General features: G+C 39.2%; 23 protein-coding genes. 7 read left to right on the top strand and 16 right to left on the bottom strand.

From position 1 onward, the window contains the following. Positions 1–124: 124 nt before the first annotated feature. Positions 125–1,207, bottom strand: coding sequence for a NupC/NupG family nucleoside CNT transporter (locus BMG01_RS03200; protein ID WP_036068369.1), 1,083 nt, complete (start codon positions 1,205–1,207; stop codon positions 125–127). A gap of 145 nt (positions 1,208–1,352) precedes the next feature. On the opposite strand from BMG01_RS03200, the gene rbsR reads away from it, so the two are divergent. The 4 genes from rbsR (at position 1,353) to BMG01_RS03180 (ending at position 5,057) form a co-directional block, all read left to right on the top strand. Then, a complete protein-coding gene (gene rbsR, locus BMG01_RS03195) occupies positions 1,353–2,351 on the top strand; it encodes a ribose utilization transcriptional repressor RbsR (RefSeq protein ID WP_004913180.1) in 999 nt (332 codons plus the stop codon). A 149-nt stretch (positions 2,352–2,500) separates the two neighbouring features. Continuing rightward, positions 2,501–3,448, top strand: coding sequence for a ribokinase (gene rbsK / locus BMG01_RS03190; protein WP_004913178.1), 948 nt, complete (start codon positions 2,501–2,503; stop codon positions 3,446–3,448). A 2-nt stretch (positions 3,449–3,450) separates the two neighbouring features. After that, positions 3,451–4,143, top strand: a complete 693-nt coding sequence (gene rpiA / locus BMG01_RS03185; RefSeq protein WP_004913174.1) for a ribose-5-phosphate isomerase RpiA — start codon at positions 3,451–3,453, stop codon at positions 4,141–4,143. Next, positions 4,143–5,057, top strand: a complete 915-nt coding sequence (locus BMG01_RS03180) for a DMT family transporter (RefSeq protein WP_036068367.1) — start codon at positions 4,143–4,145, stop codon at positions 5,055–5,057. Before rpiA ends, BMG01_RS03180 begins: the two co-directional genes overlap by 1 nt. A gap of 51 nt (positions 5,058–5,108) precedes the next feature. Here the strand turns inward: BMG01_RS03180 and BMG01_RS03175 are convergent, their stop codons facing one another. The 6 genes from BMG01_RS03175 to thrC all read right to left on the bottom strand — a co-directional run bounded on the left by BMG01_RS03175 (position 5,109) and on the right by thrC (position 11,335). Continuing rightward, the gene (locus tag BMG01_RS03175; RefSeq protein WP_004913167.1) at positions 5,109–6,305 is read right to left on the bottom strand and encodes a cyclopropane-fatty-acyl-phospholipid synthase family protein; all 1,197 of its coding nucleotides are present in this window, start codon (positions 6,303–6,305) and stop codon (positions 5,109–5,111) included. Positions 6,306–6,513: 208 nt separating this feature from the next. Next, a complete protein-coding gene (locus BMG01_RS03170; RefSeq protein WP_004913163.1) occupies positions 6,514–7,425 on the bottom strand; it encodes a cation transporter in 912 nt (303 codons plus the stop codon). An 11-nt stretch (positions 7,426–7,436) separates the two neighbouring features. After that, on the bottom strand, positions 7,437–7,856 hold the full coding sequence (locus BMG01_RS03165; RefSeq protein WP_004913161.1) for a MarR family winged helix-turn-helix transcriptional regulator: 420 nt from the start codon (positions 7,854–7,856) through the stop codon (positions 7,437–7,439). Between the two features lie 98 nt (positions 7,857–7,954). Then, complete coding sequence (locus BMG01_RS03160; RefSeq protein WP_036066837.1) at positions 7,955–8,503, bottom strand: 5-formyltetrahydrofolate cyclo-ligase; 549 nt, start codon at positions 8,501–8,503, stop codon at positions 7,955–7,957. A gap of 37 nt (positions 8,504–8,540) precedes the next feature. After that, positions 8,541–9,773 carry a serine hydroxymethyltransferase gene (gene glyA, locus BMG01_RS03155; RefSeq protein ID WP_004913157.1) on the bottom strand — a complete coding sequence of 411 codons (1,233 nt, stop codon included), beginning with the start codon at positions 9,771–9,773 and terminating at the stop codon, positions 8,541–8,543. A 92-nt stretch (positions 9,774–9,865) separates the two neighbouring features. Beyond that, positions 9,866–11,335 (bottom strand): threonine synthase, encoded by a 1,470-nt coding sequence (gene thrC / locus BMG01_RS03150; RefSeq protein ID WP_004913154.1) that lies wholly within the window; start codon positions 11,333–11,335, stop codon positions 9,866–9,868. Between the two features lie 107 nt (positions 11,336–11,442). Here thrC and BMG01_RS03145 point away from each other — a divergent pair, with 107 nt between their 5' ends. Genes BMG01_RS03145 through BMG01_RS03135 form a run of 3 tightly spaced genes read left to right on the top strand, consistent with a single transcriptional unit; the run spans position 11,443 to position 14,984 of the window. Beyond that, on the top strand, positions 11,443–12,720 hold the full coding sequence (locus BMG01_RS03145; RefSeq protein WP_004913151.1) for a homoserine dehydrogenase: 1,278 nt from the start codon (positions 11,443–11,445) through the stop codon (positions 12,718–12,720). After that, entirely contained in the window at positions 12,717–13,595 is an 879-nt protein-coding gene (gene thrB, locus BMG01_RS03140; protein WP_004913148.1) for a homoserine kinase, read from the top strand. The genes BMG01_RS03145 and thrB overlap by 4 nt, the downstream gene beginning before the upstream one ends. Positions 13,596–13,628: 33 nt before the next feature. Then, positions 13,629–14,984: an aspartate kinase gene (locus tag BMG01_RS03135; protein WP_004913143.1), complete on the top strand. Its 1,356-nt coding sequence runs from the start codon at positions 13,629–13,631 to the stop codon at positions 14,982–14,984. A 52-nt stretch (positions 14,985–15,036) separates the two neighbouring features. On the opposite strand, the gene BMG01_RS03130 is transcribed toward BMG01_RS03135, so the two are convergent. The 9 genes from BMG01_RS03130 to BMG01_RS03090 all read right to left on the bottom strand — a co-directional run bounded on the left by BMG01_RS03130 (position 15,037) and on the right by BMG01_RS03090 (position 26,022). Further along, complete coding sequence (locus tag BMG01_RS03130; RefSeq protein ID WP_036068365.1) at positions 15,037–15,999, bottom strand: asparaginase; 963 nt, start codon at positions 15,997–15,999, stop codon at positions 15,037–15,039. Further along, positions 15,996–16,781, bottom strand: a complete 786-nt coding sequence (gene recO / locus BMG01_RS03125; RefSeq protein WP_004913137.1) for a DNA repair protein RecO — start codon at positions 16,779–16,781, stop codon at positions 15,996–15,998. The genes BMG01_RS03130 and recO overlap by 4 nt, the downstream gene beginning before the upstream one ends. 59 nt (positions 16,782–16,840) lie before the next feature. Continuing rightward, a complete protein-coding gene (gene era, locus BMG01_RS03120) occupies positions 16,841–17,752 on the bottom strand; it encodes a GTPase Era (RefSeq protein ID WP_004913135.1) in 912 nt (303 codons plus the stop codon). A 39-nt stretch (positions 17,753–17,791) separates the two neighbouring features. Continuing rightward, positions 17,792–18,259, bottom strand: coding sequence for a diacylglycerol kinase family protein (locus BMG01_RS03115; RefSeq protein WP_004913133.1), 468 nt, complete (start codon positions 18,257–18,259; stop codon positions 17,792–17,794). Then, positions 18,243–18,725 carry an rRNA maturation RNase YbeY gene (gene ybeY, locus BMG01_RS03110; protein ID WP_004913131.1) on the bottom strand — a complete coding sequence of 161 codons (483 nt, stop codon included), beginning with the start codon at positions 18,723–18,725 and terminating at the stop codon, positions 18,243–18,245. The genes BMG01_RS03115 and ybeY overlap by 17 nt, the downstream gene beginning before the upstream one ends. Further along, positions 18,725–19,717, bottom strand: a complete 993-nt coding sequence (locus BMG01_RS03105) for a PhoH family protein (protein WP_004913129.1) — start codon at positions 19,715–19,717, stop codon at positions 18,725–18,727. Before BMG01_RS03105 ends, ybeY begins: the two co-directional genes overlap by 1 nt. A 101-nt stretch (positions 19,718–19,818) precedes the next feature. Continuing rightward, positions 19,819–21,018, bottom strand: coding sequence for an ammonium transporter (locus BMG01_RS03100; RefSeq protein WP_004913126.1), 1,200 nt, complete (start codon positions 21,016–21,018; stop codon positions 19,819–19,821). A 163-nt stretch (positions 21,019–21,181) separates the two neighbouring features. Continuing rightward, a complete protein-coding gene (gene pyk, locus BMG01_RS03095; protein WP_004913124.1) occupies positions 21,182–22,603 on the bottom strand; it encodes a pyruvate kinase in 1,422 nt (473 codons plus the stop codon). A 95-nt stretch (positions 22,604–22,698) separates the two neighbouring features. Next, a complete protein-coding gene (locus BMG01_RS03090) occupies positions 22,699–26,022 on the bottom strand; it encodes a DNA polymerase III subunit alpha (protein ID WP_036068363.1) in 3,324 nt (1,107 codons plus the stop codon). Positions 26,023–26,137: the final 115 nt, after the last annotated feature.

Here is a 26,137-nt window from a genome sequence, read left to right as displayed (position 1 = left end):
CCATTTTGACCAACCAGCCATTCGTTGACGATTATTAATTTAAATTCATTTGAATATTTAGACATAGAAAAACCCAATAACTTTCTGGACATTTTTTTATTTTGTCCAAGTTATTGGGTTCACTTCATGTGCCAAAGTTAGCAAAGCTTGTTAAGAAAATTGTCAGTACGGCACGAGCATGTTCATTAGCGAAAACGCCTTTCCCTGCCATGATTGACTTTGAAACTTCACCCATAACAACAAATTCATTCGTTACTAATTTAGTACCCATGAAGCGTGCCAAACGGAAAGCATCTTCAGCGCTGAAACCAAGCAACCATGCAAAAGGAAACATGATAACACCAAAAATATTTTCAAGTGTCAACCAGTGGAATCCAGTCAAACTAAACAATTGGTTGATTAAGGCTGCCAGAGAAACAAAGGCAATCACAGTAGCAGTAATAATCAAAATCAACTTACCAGCACCTAAAATTGAATCACCTAAGAATGAGAAGAAAGGTTCTTTCTTTTCACCTTTTTCAGTAATATTAACAATTACATCTTCTTCCGCAGTTACCTTAGTTGGATTTAGAATAGCAGCGACAATAATAGCACCAAGAATGTTCAATGGAATCGCAGTTAGTACATACTTTCCCGGCACCATTTGTGTGTAAGCACCAATGACAGCAGAAGTGACACAACTCATTGACATCATAGCCAACGTAAAATTACGACGGGCTGACATGCTATCTAGTTGTGACTTTGAAACGGCCAACACTTCAGTGTTACCCAAAAACATCATTTCAATTGAGAAAAATGCTTCAAATTTTGGCTGCCCAGTGATAAAAGCCAGACCTTTACCAATCCATTTGATGAGCCAAGGTAAAAATCCAATATAAGTCAAAATATCGAACAAAGGTACAACTAACAAAATTGGCAACAATGCCGAAGTCACAAAGTTTGGTCCGCCATTGTTAGCTGTCAACCAATCTGGCAATGCAAAAGCGATTCCCTGTGATGCAACTGAAACTAACCAATTAAAGCCATCAGCTGCACTTTGAACCGCAACTTGACCAGCTTTAAATTGTGTGAAAAATCCGGCAAGTGCAATTTCAAGAATTAACACAATGCCAACGGACCGCCACTGAATATTCTTTCTGTCATTAGACAGAAGCGCTGCAATGGCAATGAAAACAAAAATGCCAAGTAAATTAACAATTAAAAACATAACCTATTCCTCTCTTGCAAAACAATAATTTTTAAGTAAAACGTTTAACCGAAAACAGTGTAACATATTTATTTTGAAATTGGAAGCGTTTTCAAAAAAATTACTGGTACAATAGATACTAAGTATGAGAACAAGGAATGAAAAGATGCATAAGATATCCATTAAGGACGTGGCAAAAAAGGCCAATGTCTCAATTACAGCTGTTTCACAAATTTTGAATAATAAGGGAGAACGCTTTTCAGAAGAAACTATCAAAAAAGTGTTACAAGCTCGTGATGAGCTGGGATATGTGCCAAACAGTGCCGCTCGTAATTTAAAGGTACGGCATAGTCGTTTGATTGGCATTATCGTCCCCTCATTTAGAATGCCCTTTTTTGCTGATATCATTCAAAGTATGCAGGACAACGCACCTGAAGACGTTAACCTTGTGTTCATCGGATCTACTGCTGATAACTTGCAAAGTTCAATTTATTCATTAGTGGAACGTGGCGTTCAGGCTTTGATTTTTGGCCGTCCAATACCTAATCGCGATGTTGTGAATGCTTTTTTAAAAAAGCGCCATATTCCTTATCTTGTATTAGATCAGAATGCCGATATCAACGCACAAGACATGGTACAAACCAATGAATTTACCGGTGGTAGCTTAGCAGCAAGCCATCTACTTTCTTTGGGCCACCGAGATATTGCCCTCATATTACCCAATGAATTAACCGATAATATGCGCCAGCGTCGCGCCGGATTTTTAGATACACTGTCAGCTGCTAACGTGACGCCTGTGTCAGTTATTTCATCAGCGCTCTCTAAACACGGCGGGTTGGCTGTCGTCCACCAATTAATACAAAGTCAGGCAACAGCTGCTTTTGTATTAAATGATGAAATGGCAATTGGTGTCTTGCGTGGTTTAACATGGCAAAATGTTAAAGTACCTGAAAATATGTCAATTGTTGGTTATGATGATACTGACTACGCTGAATTTATGGTGCCATCATTAACCACTATCGCGCAACCAGTTGCCGAAATTGGGCAATCAGCACTGAATATGATTTTGCAACGTCTCGCCCATCCTAATCTTCCTTACCAAACCGCGTTTTTCGACGTTAAATTAGTCATCCGAGAATCCACGGCCAAACTATTATTGGACTAATCAAAACAAAAACATGTTATGTTTCCCCGAAATCTAAAGTAGTTTTCGGGGATTTTTATTTGCTTGACTTAAACATTTTTTTAATTTATAATAAAGTCCTAACTCAGGTAAAACGTTTAACCTCATTTTATCTTAAGGAGTAAACTATCATGACAAATAAAGTTCTGATCATTGGTAGTCTCAATATCGACACCATTCAAATGATTGAACGCATGCCACAACAAGGCGAAACAATTGCGGTTCAAAATCAAGCTAGTACCTTTGGTGGTAAAGGCGCAAATCAAGCTGTGGCAGCTGCACGTCAAGGGGCAGATGTTACTTTCATCGGCGCAGTCGGTGATGACGAACGTGGCCGTGCCTTTAAGCAATTATTAGATGACGAAGATATCAGCACAAAGTATATTTTTACTAAAAAGCAACCAACTGGTTCAGCAACTATTATGCTGGAAAATGATGGTCATAACACAATCATGGTATACGGCGGTGCCAACATGGCCCTTAGCGTAGCTGATATTCAGCAAGCCAAAGAAGCTATCGCCGAAGCTGATGTTGTTGTCGCGCAATTAGAAGTCCCCACTGCTGTTGTGGCTGAAGGGTTTGCCATTGCGAGAAAACATGGCGCACTGACTATTTTAAATCCAGCCCCAATTACGTCACATTTAGATGATACAATAATTCTAAACACTGATTTAATCATCCCTAATGAAACGGAGGCAGCAGCACTTGCGGGCACTGAACCAACAACCGCCCCTGAAAAATTACCTGCACTCGTTGACCAACTGAAAGCAAAGGGATTACACAACACCATCATCACGCTTGGGGGCGATGGCGTGTACTATAACGTCCATAATCAACACAATCAATTACCCATTTTCAAAGTCAAAGCTGTTGACACCACGGCAGCCGGAGATACTTTTATTGGTACGGTTGCCGCCAATATTTCTGCAAATATGACTGATTTAGATATGATTGTTACACGCAGTTGCTTCGCAAGTTCGTTGACAGTCAGTCGGTCAGGCGCAATTGTATCCATTCCCAACAAACAAGAAGTTGACGCAGGACTTGCTAACCAAGCAAAAGTGACGACTAGAGGCTAATAATGACTGATAAAAACTTACAAAAAAAGCAAGCTGCTGAAGCGGCCTTACAATATATTAAACCAAACATGATTGTCGGATTAGGCACAGGCTCGACTGTGTCATATTTCCTAGAAGCATTGGCAAAAGCAGATATCAATATTGTCGGCGTCACAACTTCACAAGTCACTAGCCAGCACTGTGCTGAGCTCAACATTCCCATTGTGGATATTGACGAAGTCGATCATATTGATGTGACTGTCGATGGCGCTGATGAAGTTGATACATATTTGAATGGTATCAAAGGTGGCGGTGCTGCCCTCTTAATGGAAAAAATTGTCGCTAAAAACTCTAACGAAAATATTTGGATAGTTGACGAAAGTAAAGTTCACGCAACTTTAGGTAGTTTTCCGCTACCTATTGAAGTGATTCCTTACGGTAATGGCCAATTATTCCGTCAATTTACCGACCTAGGATTCTTTCCTAAATTAAGACGCCAAGCAAATGGTGACCCTTTAGTTACTGATGCGGGTCACTACATTATTGATTGCCATTTAAATAACATTAACAATCCTTATGCATTAGCGGAATATTTAGAAGGTCAAGTAGGCGTTGTCGAGCATGGCCTGTTCCTTAATATTTGTGATCGTGTCATTATTGGTGGTGAAACTGTGACAATCAAAGAACGTCAAAAGACGAATACGGAGCAAGTTTAATGTTATTTTTAATCATTGCTCTGGGCGCCGGATTAATTTTAGCCGCACAAAACGCTATCAATGCGGAGTTAAGCGCCTGCCTTAAATCCCCAATAGCCGCCAGTTTTCTAGGCTACATCGTTGGTACACTATTTCTATTCGTATTAACAATTATAATTGGTAACTTTGCTAAAATTGCTGATCTCTTTTCAGCACCATTGTGGTTACTCAGCGGTGGCTTGTTTGGCTTAGTCTTTGTCACAAGTTGTATCATACTTTTTCCAAAAATTGGTGCGGTTGAAACCGTCATGTTACCCACACTAGGTCAAATTGTCGCTGGTATGTTATTTGAAACAGTTGGCTGGTTCAACGTTGATATTATTCCCATGACGTTACTGCGTATTGTTGGTCTGATCGTGTTATTATTGGGAACTTACATTGCCGTTGTATTAGCCACTCAAAGGAAAACACTCGCCAGCCGTACGCAAAACAATCAAACATCCTCACGCTTGGTCTTGCGTTTATGGGCGTTTGGTGCTGGTGTCTTATGTACTGTGCAATCAACTTTCAACGGACAACTCGGCAGCCTAATTGACAACCCAACAGTAAGTGCACTCTGGGCGTTTGTGATTGGTCTCATTGTACTCGTTTTCCTCAAACCCAACACATGGCAAGTCTTCATTCGTGGCGTTAAAATGCCACAATCTTGGTCAGCCGGTGTTGCTGGTAGTACATTTGTGACCCTAATGTCACTCCTAATTCCTAAATTAGGTCCCGGTTTAACCGTCAGCATTTCAACACTAGGTGTTATGGTTGGTGCAATGTTAGTGCAACAATTCGGCTTGTTCAAATCATCACGTCAAAATGTCTCAGTGACTCAGGTTATCGGCATTTTGATTATGTTGAGCGGCATTATTTTAATAAAAATGTTCTAAAAAACTGTTCAATTCTAACGTGACATTAACGTTAAAATTGAACAGTTTTTATTATTTAACACCACTTGCTACATCTGCATGATAAATATAAGAACGTGTCATTGGTAAATTAGTGCTTGAGGCACCTTTCGTCAACAAATACTGAACAACGTCAATATTGCCTGATTCAAATGACGCAGCACAAGCTTGCAAATATAGATCCCACATACGATAGAAACGCTCACCGTATCGAGATATCACACTTTCACTGACATCGTGAAAGTTGTCGGTCCAAATTTCAAGCGTTTTTTGATAATGTCGGCGCAGCGGCTCCAAATCATCAACCTGCAAATGGGCGTCCATAATATGGTCAATATTCTCTGCCAAATTAGGAATATAACCGCCCGGGAAAATGTACTTATTGATCCATGCATCGACACCAGCACCTTTATGTTGGCCAGTGATACCATGAATCAAAGCAGTACCATTTTCAACAAGTAATTGGTCAATTTTTGAAAAATAGGCCGCTAGGTTTTCTTTACCAACATGTTCAAACATGCCAACTGAGGTAACATGATCGTATTGCTCTTTTAGCTCGCGATAATCTTCTAGATACACATTTACTTGACCCGTCAAACCTTCTGCTTTAATTTTGTCTGAGACAAAGTCATACTGTTGCTGACTTAGTGTCACACCAGTAGCCTTTAGACCGTACTCTTTGGCAGCTGTGAATAACAAAGTTCCCCAACCGCAGCCAATGTCTAGTAGTGTTTCACCCTCTTGGGCGTGCAACTTGTTGAGAATGTGACGTACCTTATTCATCTGTGCAGCTTCCAAAGTGTCACTTTCACTGGCAAAATAAGCACAAGAATACGTCATGGTTTTATCCAACCACATCTCATAAAAATCATTACCAATGTCGTAGTGACTTTGCACATCATTTTTGCTGACTTTTTCAGAATGTGAGTGCTTAGGTATTAATTTAGAAAACTTGCTGTTATTGAAAAAGCTATCCTGTGAGCGGTAAGCCAACGTAACTAGTTCTTGCAAGTCACCTTGAATCTCGATTTTGCCATCCATGTAGGCTTCACCAAAAGTAAGTGAAGCATGGGCGACAATTTCCTTGATGGGAATGAGTTCATGCATAATGATTTTGGCAATTGATTCGCCTTCCCCAAAATGCACTGTTTCACCATCCCAAAATTCAACGTCGATTGGGGCGTCAAAACTGGACTTTAAAATTTGCTTGTAAATCGCTTTGTCAATCATAAATTCCCCTTTTCTAACATAAAGCTATTTTAGAAAAGCATGAATTAAAAGTCAAATCAAAACAATATCACAATACCAATTCTTAAAAATTAAGATATCAATAAATAATACAAAATTCGGAATTTTTCTGGCGCCCAGTCAGTCAAACACGGTTCATTACGATAAAAAATTCATTTTTTGTCAATAAATTAACAATGAGATTACGATGTTAACTGTCGTAAACTAAATTGAGATTCATGAAAGCAAATTTATGGCGTAATTCTGTCAGGATTTGTTGTTTCTGCTGTGCTAATTTTTTCAGGTTAATGCTGTCGTGAGATGAACCGTTAATCAATACTCGTACCCTAAAAGCCATTCCTGTTTTGTAAATAACACATGACTTAACTAAAATATCATCCGTAAGATTTGTTCGAACAACATGCTCAACTTTTTGCTGAACTTGTTTATTTTGAAGCACGCCGCCACTAATTTCAATAAAAGCTAGCTTAATCACTTGGAAAGGCATTTTGATAGTAAAAGCAATTAAGGTTACCGTGACAAAAAAATCGCCAGTATACAACAAAAAATGTAATGGTGAATTGACTGGAATAAAGAAAATCAGCAAGGCTGCTAAGCCAATACCGGAAGACATAATGCCATCAATTAGTGTTCCTTTTGTTTCAGTCAATAACATCGTACTACTATTGTTGATTTTCTTATTTTGTCGCGCATAAAACCATGATAAAGTGAAAGATAAACATACCATTACCATTTCGTATGGTAATACAGGTCCCACATTCATCATTTGCCCTTCCCCAAAGGCAAAATAACGATAGGCTTTAACGCTGACAGTAATCACTGATAAAGACAATAGAATGATTGTCAATAGCGACTGACATAAAGAAAATATCGGTTCTAAAACAAATAAACCATCCGGAAATCGTTGACTCTTTTTGCTACTAACTTTTGAAATAATAATGGATACTATTCCTGAAACCAGTGTAATAACAGTAAAGTAAGCATCTACAAATAGTGCTTCAATATCGGTAATTAAAAAAACCGTAATACCTGACACAGCCATAATGCTATTAATCAGAATGCCCAGCCACAAGCCACGTTGTTCAATTCGTTTTTGATTCATTTGAACTTCCTTTACAAATTACGATCAACTTTAAGCATTAGTTGTTGCAACTGCTGTTGCTCTGATTCGTCTAAAATTGATATCGCATCTAAGAATACCTGATCAAAGAGGCGATAATTCTGTTGACAATGTTGTGACATTTCTGGACTTAACGTCAGAAAAATCACTCTTTTATCATGTTTAGACGGCTTTTTAACCAAGTAACCAGCGGCGACAAATCTTTTGACAATACGTGTCGCCGCAGGTTTTGAAATACCCGCTTGATCTGCAAATTGAGTTGCTGTTGTTTCTAATTGACTATACAAAATATCTAAATAATATTCATCATTAGCCGACAACTCCGGAAAAAGCTGACTTCTTGTCGGACTATTTTGATAATTAATAGCCACTTTGTCATACAGTTTTGAAAACAGTTGACTAATTTGTTCCATTACACCACCCCTAAGTAGTTAACATAAGTAGTTACTTTTGTTAACTACTTATGTTAACTATACCACTGAAACTTCATTTGTCAACAAAAAAGATATTTCTATTCTTTTGTTGTATGAACCGTTAACACTTCTTGAATTAACTGATCATGAGCTTCGATGGGTATATTTTGTTTAATCTGTGGACTTAGCGCTAACGCAATTGTCTTTCCAGTATAATTTACCAAAAATCGGTCATAGTATCCTGCACCAAATCCAAGACGAGCGCCACTTCTTGTAAATGCTAAACCTGGAACGATTACCATATCAATTTTGTTGGCTGATACAGCTACTTCGGTCACAGGTTCTCGAATTGACAACTGACCTGTCTGCAAGCTAGAACCATCATCAAATGGCACAAATATCATTTGATGATTAACAATCTTAGGGACAACAGTTTTTTTGTTTGCTGACCAAGCAGCTTCAATAATCGGCGCTGTATCTAGTTCTATTGGCATACTCAATGTCACAGCAATCGTCCCTGTCTCCTGCCAAGCAGCTGTCTCAAAAAGCAGCTGATAGAGTCGATTTGATTCAGTCTGCTTTTGATGTATTGATAATGTTTTTAATGCTTCTTTTTGCAGTTGCCGTTGTTCGTTTTTATTGATCATAATTTCACCAAAAAAGCTGGCTAAGCCAGCTTCCATTTTATTCAAACAAATGTGACATTGCCAACACTTCTGCGTCACGCTTGACTTGCTTTAACACTTTCTCATCATCATGATGATGAATAGCTGTTACAATCAGTTCTGCAACTCGACGTGCGTCATCTTCACTAAAGCCACGCGTCGTAATTGCTGGAGTACCAATTCGAATACCAGAGGTCACGAAAGGACTGAGTTGTTCATTAGGTAATGCTTCTTTATTGGTCGTAATTGATACTGAATCAAGTAGCTCTTGCGTTTGCTTACCGTTTAAACCGGTTTGGGTCAAATCCAAGTTAAACAAGTGATTATCTGTGCCACCTGTAACAACACGAATATCGGTTGTATCATTGAATACTTCAGTCATTGCCTGCGCGTTGAGGATGACTTGTTTTGCATACGCTTTAAATTCTGGTCGTAATGCCTCACCAAATGCAATAGCCTTACCAGCAATAACATGTTCCAGTGGGCCGCCTTGTGATCCAGGAAAAATAGCTGAATTAATTTGCTTTGCATACTTTTCCTGTGACAAGATGACACCACCACGTGGTCCACGTAGCGTCTTGTGTGTCGTTGAAGTGACAACATCAGCAACGCCAACTGGGTTAGGATGCAATCCTGCCGCCACGAGCCCTGCGATATGTGCCATATCAACCATCAAATATGCACCGACTTCATCGGCAATATCACGGAACTTTTGAAAATCAATAATACGTGAATACGCAGAAGCACCAGCAACAATCATTTGTGGCTTCACCTCACGTGCTTGCTTGGCAATTGCCTCATAGTCTAGTCGCTCAGTTTCAGCATCAAGACCATAAGTATAAGACTGATACATTTTACCAGAAAAACTAACCTTGGCGCCGTGTGTTAAATGACCACCAGCATCCAAATCCATCCCAAGAATCTTATCGCCTGGCTTCAAGAATGCCATATAGGCAGCTGCGTTAGCTTGAGATCCTGAATGAGGTTGTACGTTTGCATATTCAGCACCAAATAGTTCCTTAAGGCGATCAATAGCGAGTTGTTCCACTACATCAACATACTCAGTACCACCGTAATAACGTTTGTAAGGATAACCTTCAGCATATTTGTTCGTTAACACAGAGCCTTGTGCTGCACGAACAGCTTTTGAAGCAAAATTTTCGGAAGCAATTAACTCAATTGTCCGGTTTTGACGGGCACCTTCTTGTTGAATGGCGCTCCACACTTCAGAATCTAATTCACGATATGACATTACGTTCTCCTTGCATTTAATATAATTATATTATACACGCAAACGTTCATTATTTTGTCCTAATATCGTACATTTTACCGAAATATTGTGTCTTATTTATCAAAGAGTTCGGTTTTTAAAGATTTTAAAATATCATTTGGTGTAATTACTTTTTGATGCAAGATTGGTTTATCAAATAAAGTTAGCACCTGACTTGGAATGTCTGTATTTGTCTTACTTGACAAATTTGTCAACGCTTCAGCGCCTTCAATTGGCTTATCACCAAGCGCTGATAACATAGTCTGTGGGAATTTATATGGGCTCGCAGTAGCCGCTAACAGAGTTGGCGTTGCTTGATTACTGATTGACTGATATACATAGCGCCCAACAGCAGTATGAGGATCAATCAAATAATTGGTTTGATTAAATACCGACAAGATAGTGTCGCTCACTTGTGCTTGTGTTGCAAAGCTCGATTTGAACTGTTTCAAATTGCGCCGTGTGCGTTCAGACAATTTGTATTGACCTTCATTAGCTAATGCTGTCATATATGATTGAACTTCTGAAGCATCACGATCACTGGCAAAGTATAACAGTCGCTCTAAATTGCTCGATACTAAAATGTCCATCGCTGGCGCATTTGTGACTTTAAAAGGTCGCTTGCTATCATAAACACCGGTAGTAAAAAAGTCTGTCAAAACATTGTTTTCATTTGAAGCAACCACAAACTCATTAACTGGCAGCCCAATCTGGCTAGCATAGTAAGCCGCCAAAACATTACCAAAATTACCGGTTGGCACAACAATATTAATTTTATCCCCAACCTTGATATTCTTTTGTTTAATTAGTTGAGCGTAACTATAAAAATAATAAACAATTTGTGGCACTAGTCGACCAATGTTAATTGAGTTTGCCGACGAAAAACGCATGTGATGATCAGCTAGTTCTTGAATGAGTTTTTGATTGCTCAATAATGTCTTAACTGCTTTTTGTGCATCATCAAAATTACCCGTGATTGCTGTGACATGAGCGTTTTTACCAGTTTCACTTACCATTTGTTGACGTTGAATATCACTGACACCAACTTCTGGATAAAACACCACAATTTCCGTGTTCGGTACATCAGCAAATCCGCTCATAGCCGCTGTCCCAGTATCACCAGAAGTCGCGGTCAAAATGACGACCTTATCACTAATGGCTTGCTTTTTGGCTGCAGTTGTTAGCAGATGAGGCAAAGCCTGCAGTGCAACATCTTTAAATGCTAATGTCGGGCCATGAAATAGCTCGATATAATGTAAGTTATTTTCTTGATGTAAAGTGATAATTTTCTCATTATCCCATTGACGACCATATGCCTTACAAATAATATGATCGATCTCAGATACGCTGAAATCGTCAAAAAAAGCATCAAAAATTTGTGTTGCAATTTCTGTATACGTTTGATGGCTAAGTGTGTCCCAATCTACTGATATTTCCGGCCACGCTTCTGGTACATAAAGGCCACCATCTGGTGCAATACCATTCAATATAGCCTGACTAGCAGAAACTGCTGGTGCTCCCCCGCGCGTTGATATATACTGCATTTAATTAAGTTCCTTTATTGTTATTTTAATTTATTATAACAAATCTATTTATTTGTTGCTTTAAAAATGATAAAATTATAAGACATTAAATATAAAAGGAAAAAAATATGGAACTTGGAATTGGTCTTTTTGGGCTTGGAACAGTCGGCACTGGTGTCGTTAAAATTTTACAACAAAATGCACCTCAAATTACAGAACGGACTGGCGCTAATTTGGTAGTCCGTCATGCTGTTGTACACAATTTAAATAAAAAGCGAACCGGATTTGTCCAAGATTTTCCAATTACTGACCAACCTGCTGACATTTTAAACAATCCTGATATTCAGATTGTTGTGGAAGTCATGGGTGGTGTTTCAGGGGCCTACGATATCATTAAACAAGCGATTACTGCCAAGAAGCACGTCGTGACTGCTAACAAAGATCTTATCGCTAGTCATGGTCAAGAACTTGCCAATTTAGCTAACGAAAATGGCGTTGACCTTTATTATGAGGCTGCCGTAGCCGGTGGTATCCCAATTTTGCGAACGCTTGCGACTAGCTTTACTGCAGATGAAATCACTCGTGTAGCAGGTATTATTAATGGTACAAGTAATTTTATTTTGACACAAATGGCATCAAATGGTTTGACATACGATAATGCTTTGGCTTTGGCACAAGAAAAAGGATTTGCTGAAGCTGATCCTACTAATGATGTAGCTGGTTTCGACGCCGCTTATAAACTCATTATTCTTTCAAATTTTGCTTTCGGTGTACAACCCGTTTTGGGAGATGTTAGTATCAGTGGCATCACGAACTTAACGGATTTAGATATCGAAGATGCCCAAAGTTTTGGCTATGGTATCAAATTACTTGGTGTTGCGCAACGTGTTGGGGATTCAAATAACGCCATTAGTATTGAAGTGGCCCCTCACCTAGTACCTTTTGATCATCCATTAGCGACAGTTCATAATGAAAACAATGCTGTCTTGGTTAATGGTGAGTCCGTTGGCGAAGTCATGCTTTATGGTCCCGGTGCGGGTGAAATGCCAACTGCCAACTCCGTTTTAAGTGATTTGACAAATGTTGCCACAAACTACACGCCAGGTAAACCATTCAACACATTTAATCAAAATCTTGATTTAGCCAAACCTTCTCAACGTGTGGCACGTCGATTTGTGGTCGTTGATGTCGCTGATACACCCGGTGCTATGTACTCAGTGACAGGTATGTTTACTTCGGCAAAAATTAGTTTCACCGATTTAAAACAAACACCGGCCAAAAATGGCTATGCACGCCTTGTTGCACTCACATATCCTGCCTCAGACGCACAATTAAACGTCATTAAAACAACTATTCGTAATGCAGACGGCATCAACTTAGTCTCGGAGTACAAAATTTTCTCATGATTACAATAAAAGTACCAGCCACAAGCGCTAACATTGGTCCGGGATTTGACTCTTTGGGCGTGGCTTTAAATCTATACTTAACACTTGAAATTCACGAACCCACGGACACTTGGGAAATCATTCATGATTACGGCGATAGCATGCCTTCTGATCAAAATAATTTTATTGTTGCAACGGCGTTGCGTATTTCTCCTCTGCTAAAACCACATCGACTAGTCGTGAAATCAGATATTCCACTTGCACGTGGCCTCGGGTCTTCTTCATCAGCTTTAATTGCTGCCTTGTCAATGGTTAATATTCTGGACAATAAGCACTATACTCAAGATGATTTACTTCAAATTGCAACAAAATTGGAAGGCCATCCAGACAATGTTGCGCCTGCCATATTTGGCGGTGCTGTCGCTGCATTTTATGATGGCACAACAGTCTTTCATGCCCCATTGCATTTTCCCGAGTCATTAAGTTTTGTTACTTTTATACCAGATTACCAACTCTTAACGGAAAAAGCACGTGCTGCTCTACCAGAAACCTTAGAATTCAAACAATCAGTTGCTGCAAGCGCAATTAGTAATACACTTGTAGCTGCTCTGGCTGCCAATAGTATCGAAACTGCACGGCAACTAATTGAACAAGATCAATTTCATGAAAAGGCGCGAGCACATCTGGCCCCAGAACTAGCCATCATTCGGCGTATCGCTCATCAGCAAAATATTATTGGTACTTATTTATCGGGTGCTGGCCCAACTATTATTTCTGTTGTTGATGAAACGGAAGCTCAGCAATTAATGACGGCGATTGATTTGGCCCAATTACCCGGAAAAACATATCATCTACATACTGATTTTACCGGTAGTATAGTTCAAACAAATGATTAGGAGGATGCGTGTCAATTAGCGCGCAATATCATTATGAAAGTTACAAAATTCGGCGGTTCATCTTTGGCTGACGGTCAACAACTTAAAAGAGTTTTTGATATTATCCGAGATGATTCAGAACGCAAAGTTGTTGTTGTTTCCGCACCGGGGAAACGTTTTAAAGATGACACTAAAGTAACTGACTTACTTCTCAGTTACGCTAAAGCAACAATCGAAGACACAGATGCAACAGATATCATTGAAGCCATCAAACATCGCTATCATGCAATTGGCGACTTTTTTAACCTGCCAGACTACGATCTAGCTGATTTAGATGAACAAATTGATCACCTATCAACGAAGCATTATCGCTCTTTTGATTACTTATACGCCGCATTCGCAGCTCATGGTGAATATCTGAATGCACAATTAGTAGCTAAAGTTTTTACTCACTTGGGTGTTTCAGCAAGATTTATTGATCCAAAAGAAATTGGTTTATTGGTTGATGATAACGCGCGCCAAGCAACTTTTGACACGAAATCATACGATACTATTGCTGAACTCGATTTATCAACATCAGAGCGTTTAATCGTGCCCGGATTCTTTGGTTATACTAAAAACGGTGATATGGCAACCTTTTCCCGAGGCGGATCAGATATTACCGGTGCCATTATGGCACGTGGCCTACGGGCTGACTTATATGAAAACTTCACTGATGTCAGTGCAATCTATGCTGTTAACCCCAATATTATTGACAAACCCGCTGCAATTGATCAAATGACTTACGATGAAATGCGTGAATTGTCGTATGCTGGCTTTGCCGTATTTCATGATGAAGCAATTATCCCAGCTATTCAAGGTGGCATACGTATTAACATCAAAAATACCAATGAACCAGATGCTCCAGGGACATTTATTGTCCCCCCAACTGAAGTTCAGCAATCGCGTCCCGTAACGGGTATTGCCAATTCTAACCGTTTTGCCGCACTATATCTCCATCGTTATTTATTAAACAAGGAAGTCGGCTTCACACTCAGAATTCTTGAAATCCTAAAACGTCATCAAATATCTTATGAACACATGCCATCAGGTATTGATGACTTAACAATCATTTTTGACAAGACGCTCTTAACACAAGAAAAAATAGATGGTATGCTAGCTGACATTGCATCGGAAATTAAACCTGATACGCTCAAATGGCTCCCCAGCTACGGTATTATAATGGTAGTTGGTGAAGGTATGCGAAATCGTATTGGTGCATTGACTGAAATTGTATCACCCTTAAAAGAACACCATATTAGTTTACAAATGGTCAACCAAGGAGCCAGTGAAATATCAATCATGCTTGGTATTCAGCCAGACCTGTCAGACCGTGCTGTCAAAGCAATCTATGAAAACATATTTAAATAGTTAAAAGGGCTCAAAATTTGAGCCCTTTTTATAATGTATTAATAATTTTCTATTAAACGCTTCGTAAATAATGACGCAAATCATCAGGGGATAATTGGTTATCAAGACCAATCAACAGCTTCAAACGTGCTTTAGGACCATTAATACTGCTGGCAAAAATGACACCTGCTCGTTCTAATTGGACGCCACCACCTAAATAATCATATACAGGCTCGGCTACACCGTTAAAACTTCGTGAAACTATCACAACAGGAATGCCCTTTTCTAGCACAACACTTACCCCCATTGCGGCTTCACGGGACAAATTACCGGCGCCCAATGCCTCAATAATCAGACCGTTAACATTAGCGTCAGCCAATAATTGGAATAATTGACCATCCATTCCAGCATAAGCCTTTAAAACTGGTATATTCTGGTTAACCTGCTGAATTGGTAAAACGTGACGTCGCGGCAAATCATAAAAATAGATTACTTGTCTTTTAGTGAGTAGGCCCATCGCGCCACTAATTGGTGAAGCAAAAGTTGCCACGTTAGTTGTATGGGTTTTAGTCACAAATCGAGCCGCGTGAATTTCGTCGTTCATGACAACCATCACACCACGCTTTCGTGAAGCTTCTGAAGTTGCAACACGCAAAGCTGATTGATAATTATATAAACCATCAGAACCTAACTCATTAGAAGACCGCATTGCACCAGTCATCACAATTGGAAAATCAACTTTAAGGGTACTATCCAAGAAAAAAGCAGTTTCTTCTAATGTATCCGTACCATGTGTAATAACCACACCATCAAATTGGTTGCCTGCCGCTAAGATTCGCTGCTGCAACTGCAACATATGCTTTGGTCCGATATGTTCACTTGGCAGGTTAAAAATACTTTCAACCTGTAACACAACATCTGCTATCTCTACCTGAGCTTCAGTTAATGGATTGACAACACCGGTCTCAACATCACCATCTTCGTCTTCATGCATTGAAATTGTACCGCCAGTGTGCAAAACTAGTATTTTTATCATATATCTGTCTTCTTCCTAAAGTTTATGAGTTGATTTTGCCATGAGTGCATTTGTTCAATAAATACTTTTGCTCGTGGTTTCAGACCAACTTGATTTTCATAAATATAATCAATAACCTTTTGTAAGCCACGTTTCGTTTTAGTAGACATTTTGATTTCATGGACTTGCCGCATATCAATAATACTAAATTGTCTTAAGTAAAAAACCGTTTTCTGATCCAACATAAGTCGATGTTCGTCTAAATCAAAATGTTCTTCAGAAATGATGCCATTATACTTTTCCGAGTAATCAAATCGACCGTCAGTTTGACCACTAATGGGATCAGCCCGCCAATTGGGGGCAATACCGAGCGGTACTAGTAGTTGAATTTCAAAAATATTTGCGATTACTTGCGGATCTAATTGCTCATCTAATTTCTCTAAGGCAATTGCTAACTGATTATACCAGCGCGTGATAATTTGATTTTCTTCAAAAGTTGCATCAATCAAACTCACAATCAAGGCAGCATAGGCATTAACCTCAATATCATCAACTAATCGAGAAAACATTTTCGCCGATTGAACATCGTTAATATAACCTAGACCACTTTCTTTTTTTGGCCAAGCCCCTTCAAAGGTTACCAATGTGTAAGGCTGAACACCGCCAGCTAATTTTGATTTAGGCCGCTTGGCTCCCCGCGCCAAAAAAGTCCGCAAACCAGCCGTTTCAGTTAGTATGCGAACTAATAAATCATTATCCTTATACTGTTTTGTGTTTAACACAATGCCATTAATTATTGCCATAACACGAAGCCATCAAATTTTCCTTGATGAAATTTATTTTGCAAGATGATTTGTTAAAATTAATAATCGTCTTCACTGTAACCCAATGTTTGTAAGGCTTGTGGCCGATCACGCCATCTCGGCTCAACTTTCACCCATGTTTCTAAGTAAACTTTGTCACCCATCAAACGCTCAATATCTTTTCGGGCACGAGTGCCAATTTGCTTAATCATTGCACCTTGTTTACCAATGATTATGTGTTTTTGCGTTGGTCTCTCAACAATGATTGATGCTTGAATATGAATTTTTTCTTCATCTTCACGAGCAATTTTGTCAATGACAACCGCAACAGAATGCGGCACTTCTTGGCGAGTTAATTGTAGCACCTTTTCACGGATCAATTCTCCGATAACAAATCGTTCAGGGTGATCAGTCAATTGATCTGAATCAAAATATTGTGGTCCTTCATCCAAATTTGCCACAATATTATCTAATAATTCAGGAACATTGTCACCTTCAGTCGCAGAAATTGGAAACACTTCTGTCCATTCTGGTGCATTTTCTTGGTAACTAGCAATAACATTTAACAAATCATTTGGTGCTAATAGATCAATTTTATTAATTAAAAGGTAAATAGGTGTGTTTTTCACTTCTTTTAAGCGATCAATAATAAAATCATCCCCTCGCCCTCTCGGCATTGAGGCATCAGCCACAAACCAAATTGCATCAGCTTCATGCAAGGCTGAAAAAGCAGACTTAACCATAAAATCTCCCAAAGAGTTTTGCGGTTTATGCACACCTGGCGTATCAATAAAAACAACTTGCGCATTGTCGGTTGTGTAAATACCTTGAATTTTATTTCTAGTCGTTTGTGCCTTATCTGACATAATGGCAATCTTTTCACCCACAATACGGTTAAGTAATGTAGATTTTCCAACATTAGGTCGACCAATAATGGCCACAAATCCTGATTTAAATACATTCTCTGTCATAATATATTACGGCGCCTAGGCCTATTTTCTCCTAAAAATCTATCTACTAAAATTATGAATAAACTGCGAAAAGTTCGTCACAATACCAAACTGACGCCAAACATAGGGCTGAAAAACAATCAATAAAATAATAATTTCAAAAGCGACCGCAGCTAAAACACCACCAGCAGCAACATCTTTTGCTAAACCGGCCAAAGGATGGTAACGTTTCTCAACAACTAAATCAACTAATGCTTCAATAATGGTATTCAAAAATTCACTCGAAATGACTGTAAAGACGGCAACTGTCACCCACAACCAATCAGAACGAACCAAACCATAATGCAAACCAGCGATTAATATTAAAAAGCCTAAAAATATATGAATCCTTAAGTTACGTTCACGAACTAGAATCATCCAGATGCCATGCAATGAATTTTTTAAAGCACGAAAAAAGGAACTATTCCTTTGTACTTTCTTATTATAATCTTTTGGTGCACCCTCTAATTGTTTATCGTCTAAGGCCATAATCGTCTAAAATCTTTCGCTGTAAATCAAACATTTCTTTCTCTTCGGCATCCCCTAGCATATGATCATACCCATTCAAATGTAAGAAACCATGAACAACAAGGAAACCGAGTTCACGTTCATAACTGTGACCCAAATACTCAGCCTGTGACGCGATAATATCAACTGAAACTAAAATATCACCGATGTTCTTTGCTAATTCTTCATCCATTTCCTCATCGGGCAAGACAGGAAAATCATCACCATCTTCTTCAATGGCAAAACTAATGACATCAGTAGGTTTGTCAATGCCACGGTAAGTTTTGTTGTAGCGATGGATTTCGTCATTATTCATGAATGTTACTGACATTTCAGTGTTGTCAGGCAGTTTCAAATAGCGGCCCGCATAATCTAACACTGCACGGACTAAATCTTGATGATACTGACTAACACCATCTTTTGTTTGATCAATAATGGCTAAATCCATTAGTTTTTTTGCTCCTTTTTTAATGCTGCTAGCTTTGCATCAGCTGCTTCGTAGGCGTTGACAATCAACCCAACTACTGGGTGTCTGACAACATCAGCACTACTGAAATGAATAAACGAAATACGGTTCACATCTTTTAAAATGTGTTGCGCTGCAATCAATCCAGATTTTGCACCACGTGGTAAGTCAATTTGTGATACATCACCATTAATAATCATTTTGGACCCAAAACCTAATCGCGTCAAAAACATTTTCATTTGTTGATTTGTTGTATTTTGTGCTTCGTCTAAAATAATAAACGCATCATCAAGTGTTCTCCCACGCATGTAGGCCAATGGTGCAATTTCAATCACACCACGATCCATCAATCTTTGCGTTTGCTCAGCACCAACCAAGGTATTCATTGCATCATATATTGGTCGCATGTAAGGGTCGACCTTTTCTTTTAAGTCCCCCGGCAGAAAGCCAAGCGACTCGCCAGCTTCAACAGCTGGTCGCGTAATAATTATTTTCTCGACTTCCCCACGTTTTAGCGAAGCAATTGCCATAACCACAGCTAAAAAGGTTTTTCCAGTTCCAGCTGGACCAATACCAAAAGTGACGTCATTTTTCCGAATTGACTGAATATATTGGCGTTGTCCAAAGTTTTTAACGCGAACTGAGCGTCCTTTATTATCACGAATCAGTACTTCCGAGTATAAATCTCCAAAGTATTCAAGTGTGCCACGCTGCGCCATCGTTGTAGCGCTGACAACATCAGTCGCCGAAATACTAATTTGATGCTTAATTAAATCAGTCAGTTCTCGTAAAACTGCCTTGGCGAGCGCAACCTTGTCCTCGTCACCAGATATAGCAACTTGATCCCCACGGGCATGAAGCTGTACATTCAAGCTCTCTTCAATCAATCTCAGAAAACTATCATTAACACCGACCAATTTTGTTTGTTGTTCGGAATTTTCAAATGTAAAAAATTGCTGAATTTGCGTTGTCAAAAAGCAATTCCCCTTAAATGTATTTCCTTCATTTTACCATATTAGCAAGGTTGATGGTAGTTAATGTCCTAGTTTATGAATAAAAAAAGAGCCAATGGCTCTTATGATTCTACTGTTAAATCATGCATCAATGTATCGTAACCTTTTGATTCCTCTTCGGGTGTTAAGCGTAATGGTGCTGCAATAATCTCAGTTATTTTGGCTAGTAAAAATGTTCCGATTGCTGCAAAAGCAACTGTAAACAATACTGCAACAAGCTGTTTCCAGACTAGTGAGGCATCACCGTTAATCAAACCCGCAACAGCTCCGACTTGTTTGTCAGCGAATACACCAGTTAGAATAGCACCAACTGTGCCACCAATGCCGTGAATACCAAATGCATCCAAGGTGTCATCATAACCAAAACTGTTTTTTACAAAAGTAATGCCAAAGAATCCAACAAATCCTGCAAGGAGACCCATAATTACTGCTGCCCACGGATCCACAAACCCTGCAGCTGGTGTAATCGCCACCAATCCCGCAACACCACCACTCGTGATACCGGACAAAGTCGCGCGTTTGTGCCATTGATATTCAGCTAATCCCCAAGTTAATACCGCAACTGCAGACGCCAACCATGTGTTTACCAGTGCTAAAACAGCCGTTCCATTGGCCGCTAATGCTGATCCTGAGTTGAAGCCAAACCAACCAACCCAAAGTAAAGCGCCACCGATTAAAACATAAGAAGGTCGAACGGGTACATGTTGATCATTATGACGGTGCCCAATCATTAATGCCAATACCAGACCAGTAACACCACTGGAAATATGAACAACTGTACCACCAGCAAAATCAATTGCACCCAATTGTGCAAGTAATCCGCCGCCCCAAACCATATGAGCTAGTGGCGAATAAATAAAAATCAACCACAAAGTGATGAACACAAGCATTGCCTTGATACGAACACGACCAATAACAGAGCCGGTAATGATTGCAGCTGTAATTATTGGAAACATACCTTGAAATAGTGCAAAAGCACCATCAGGAATCGTTAAACTCTTAGTGGAGTGTGTGAAGGAAACATTTGTCATAAACAAGTGCTTAAAATTACCAATGACACTACCAGAACCACCAAAAGCAAGAGAATATCCAATGACAAACCACACCAATGTTGCAATACCAATAATCATAATTGGCACAAACATTGTATGTAACAAATTACGTCTTTCACCTAATCCACCATAAAACAACGCAAGTCCAGGCGTCATAACCCAAACAAGTGCTGCTGAAATTAATACCCACGCCAAATCTCCACTATTCATACACCTACTCCTAATTTCTAATTACTATCAATATTAACAGGTATACCAATTTCAGGAATTAATTATGGCAGGTTAGCTTACACGAACTTTCTGAAAATTTTTCAAAAAACTACTGCTAAGCACATTCGCTTAACAGTAGTTTAAAGTGGATTAAAAAGTAATATTAAACAGTTTGAACAGTTAACATATTAGTCGTACCAGATTGTGACATTGGTACACCCGCTGCAATAACAATTGTATCACCAGTGTTAGCTAATCCTTGTTCTTTAACAGCCTTCTTAGCCAAATCAACCATTTCATCAATGGTCTGTGGCGCATCATAAACAACAGGCACCACACCATAATTCAAAGTCAAACCACGTTGCACGCGTTCTGAATAAGTAACGGCCAAGATGTTAACATCTGGACGGTGCTTTGAAACCATACGAGCTGTGTAACCAGAGTTAGTTGAAACAACAACGGCTTTAGCACCAACGTTACGTGCAATACGGGCAACAGATGCAGCCACGGCCTCAGTTGAGTCTGTTTCATCAAAGATGATGTCTTCATGACGGCCGTTTTCACGTAATGATGTTTCAGCTTTTTCATCGATAGCAGCCATTGTAGCAACTGCTTCAACTGGATAGTCACCATTTGCTGACTCACCTGATAGCATTGTGGCATCAGTACCATCAAACACAGCATTGGCAACATCGGAAGCTTCGGCACGTGTTGGACGTGGATTTTCTTCCATTGAGTCAAGCATTTGTGTTGCAGTAATAACTGGCAAACCAGCTTTGTTCATCTTACGAATCATGTCTTTTTGAACCAAAGGCACGTTTTCGGCAGGAATTTCAACACCCATGTCACCACGTGGTACCATCAAAGCATCTGAAACTTCCAAGATAGCATCAAGATTGTCAATACCTTCTTGTGATTCAATCTTAGGAATGATTTGAACATGTTCCATGTTCTTTTCCTTTAACAATGCACGAATTTCAAGCACGTCTTCAGGCTTACGAACAAATGAAGCTGCAATATAATTAATTTCGTGATCTAAACCAAAACGAATGTCATCGGCATCTTTTTCAGTGATACCTGGCAAATTAATTGAAACACCTGGTGCGTTAACACCTTTACGTGATCCCAAAATACCATCGTTATCAACACGAACAACCAACTCACGGTTAGCAGAGTCTTTTTCAATGACAGTTGTACCAAGCAAACCGTCGTCAAACAAAACTTGACCACCCTCTTTAACATCATCAAACAAGCCCGCATATGTAACAGCAATCTTGTCTTTTGTGCCTTCAAGGTTTTCATCCATTGCAATGCGCAAAGTATCACCAGTATGGAATTCAATTTTTCCATCGGCTTGCTTTGTTGTACGGATTTCGGCACCCTTAGTATCCAACAATAGACCTACTGTCTTACCAGTAATCTTTTCGGCTTCGTGAACTGCATTCATGCGACCCAAATGTTCTTCGTGGTCACCGTGTGAAAAGTTGAAACGGAACACATTGGCTCCAGCTTGGATCAACTTGACAATTGTTTCGACATCAGATGATGACGGACCAAGTGTTGAGACGATTTTCGTCTTTTTCATGGTTAAATAGCTCCTTAATTATCTTGGTTGTTGCTTGTGCAACTTTACCCAAACTCTATTTTATACATTCTTAAGCATTTGTACAAGTCATAATATCAACGAGTTTTTCTGAATATAACGTTTTCTTCGCCTATGATTGGCGCTACTTCAAGTATGATAACGGTTTCATCAGTCATCCAAAAAGATTCATCTAATTGTTGATTCTTACCCTCTTGTTGCCAGTGAATGATGACTGGATTATTACCATGATGTTTCGCTAATACCTTGATCAACTTTTTTCGATTATCTGGTGTGTCGTGCGCAACATCAAACTGCAAGTACCACGTTCCTTTTGAGTGTGGCTTTGTTATTGTTTGAATTTGATTTGCAACAATTGCTAATTCACCACGAGAATCTACCTCTGATTTGCCAATAAATTGAAGAACTGTACCAACATTTAAGATATTTTGAATGTTTTTAAACAAATTTGGAAAAATCGTGACACTAATAGCGCCTGTTAAGTCTGATATGGTAGCAAATGCCATATCATCACCTTTTTTTGTACGAATTTGTCGTATTTTATCCACAATTCCTAAAAAACGGACCGATTTATCTGGCACTGTTAAATCACCAATCAGGTTGTAATTTTCATTGAGGATTAACTCTCGGTAGGCGTCAAGCGGATGACCAGATAAATTGACACCGATGGCTTGCTTTTCGCGTTCTAATCTTTCTTGTAATGGTAATTCAGGAAATTTTTTAATTTTTGTTTCTTGTAAGATGAGGTCACCAAATGCCGCACCTTCAATCAAACTATTACTATTTTCAATCAATTCATTACGATTGTAACCAAATCCATCTAACGCGCCTGAATAAGCGAGTTGCGCTAATGTTTCTGTTTTCCGCATCTTTTCAGGCATTCTTCGTACAAACGACTGAATGGTTTGGAAGTTTCCTTGTTGTCGCTCATCTAGAACAGCCTTAACAAAATCGCTGCGAATACCACGAATGTTGTTTAATCCCATTTGCAGTTGACCATCATTGGATGTCCAAAATCGCTGCGATAAATTAATGTTCGGGGCTAAAACAACTATCCCTCGTGATTTAGCCTCAGACACATACTGCTGTACCTTGCGTTGATCACCGATATTAGCATTTAAAAGTGCCGTATAAAATGCAACAGGATAATGCGCTTTCATGTAGGCAAGTTGAAATGCTAATTTACTATATGCAACGGCATGAGAGCGATTAAAGCCATAATTAGCAAACTCATCAACATAGGAAAAAATTTTCTCAGCCTGAGCTTCAGTATGACCGTTTTTCGTTGCACCATCAATAAATTGCTCATGCAAAGCCTGCATTTTGTCTAGTTTCTTTTTGGACATAGCGCTACGTAAAACGTCAGCTTCACCTAGTGTAAAACCAGCATAGGTTTCAGCAACCAACATTACCTGCTCTTGATAAACAATAATACCAAATGTCGGTGCCAAAATTGTTTTTAGCGTTGGATCAGGAATAGTGACCAGTTCACGGCCATGACGACGCGCTACAAACTGGTGAATGTTTTGCGAAGGGCCAGGACGATATAAAGCATTAACGGCAACGATATGCTCAAACATCACCGGCTTCAAATCACGCAGGACGTGCTTAATACCAGAAGATTCAAATTGAAAGACACCGTTTGTATCACCTTTAGCAAACAACGCAATTGTTTGCTCGTCATCTAATGGAATTTGACTAATATCGAAGTTTTGTGGCAGGTGTTGCCGAGCGTGATATAGCGCTTGACTCAGGATAGTTAAATTTTGCAATCCCAAAATATCAATTTTCAGTAGGCCGAGTTGCTCAACAGTATCTTTTTCAAACTGTGTTAATAATCGCCCCTCAGTTCCTGACTGAACTGGTAATGTATTTACTAGTGGCCGAGCACTCAACACAACGCCTGCGGCGTGGGTAGAATAATTTTTGGGCAGTCCTTCAATTTGACGGGCCGTTTTGAGTAGCAAGTCACCATGATCAATCGTTTGAATGGTTGCTAATAATTTGGGCTCTTTTAAGGCTGACGCAATTGAAACTTTGCGACCGTTTTTACCATCCGGTATGCTAGAGCTCAATTTGCTCAATGTCGGTACCGTCAAACCAAAGACACGCCCAACATCTCGCAACGCTTGCTTAGCTGCCAACGTACCAAATGTGATAATCTGACCAAAATTACGTTTGCCATACTTTTGATGAAGATACTCAAAAACTGCCTCACGTTGGCTAGGTGGCCAATCAATATCAATATCAGGCATTTGAACACGTTCAGCATTTAAAAATCGCTCAAACAATAAATTGAATTGGATTGGATCTACATCCGTAATTCTTAAACTATAAGCAACCAAAGAACCGGCAGCAGACCCACGCCCCGGTCCAGTTTGAATATGATTATTTGAAGCAAAATTGACAATATCCCAAACAATCAAAAAGTAATCACTGAAACCAAGCTGATCAATAACATCTAATTCATGCGACAACCGTTTTTCATACTGTGCAACAGATACATCACGCTTTTGTAAACGCTTTTTGAGGCCGTCAAACGCAGTTTGTCTCAAAAATTGTGAACTACTTAACCCTTGTGGCGTTTGGAATGGTGGCAAAGCTGTCTCGGAAAACGAAATGGATACTTGGCTCTTTTGAACTAATTGTTCATTGGCTTGATAAGCTTTCTGCAAATCAGCGTTCGCTGCATAGGCCGACTGAATTGCTGAAATATCTTGTAAAATATGAGTACCACGTTGATGCGACATTGACACAATGTCCGTTAATTTGGAATTAGAGTCAATCGCCTTGAGTACTTGTGACGTAAAATCATCGTCAGGATTTAAATAATCAACGTCATCAGCCGCAATAATTTGCGTATTGTTTTGCTTACTGAATGCAATTAATTGTTCTTGCGTCTTTGGTGCCATTTGTGTATTAATGCCAAGGTATAAATGACTTGAATCAATTAACTGAATCAGTTGTTGCCAGTAATCACCAGTTGCTTCATACTCAGCACTAATCAATTGGCTAAGCTCACTTGTACTTGGCAAAATGACGTTGATGCCTGATAAATGATCGACTAAAGTTGAAAATAACATTTCAGAATCATTTGTCATGCGTGCTGAAGACAACCACATCAGATTCTGATACCCAGTTTGATTTTCGGCAATCAATACCAAAGGGAAAGTAGTGGCAGTATTGACTAAGCCATTCACCATTAATGTCAGTCCAAATAAAGGTTTAATCTGATATTTCTGAGCACTGCGATACCACGCAACTGCCCCATACATGACATTAACATCTGTCAACGCAACTGCCTCATAACCACGTGACTTAGCTGTCTGTAAAATTTGTTCAATTGTATTTGGATTTTTTAGTAAGCTATAACTGCTCAAAATCTGAAGCGGTGCGTACATTTTTCCTCCCTAATACGAACATCTGTTTTATTTACTTAATTATACAGGATTTTGTAGTAAATGGGTTGCACTTAATCAAATCTAAGTGTATTATAACTTTAAGTAAAGAGGTGAA

Source organism: Leuconostoc sp. BM2 (assembly GCF_002095565.1).
GTDB classification, from domain to species: domain Bacteria; phylum Bacillota; class Bacilli; order Lactobacillales; family Lactobacillaceae; genus Leuconostoc; species Leuconostoc falkenbergense.
Note: the sequence above shows the minus strand (reverse complement) of the source record. Positions and strands in the feature narration are given on the sequence as shown.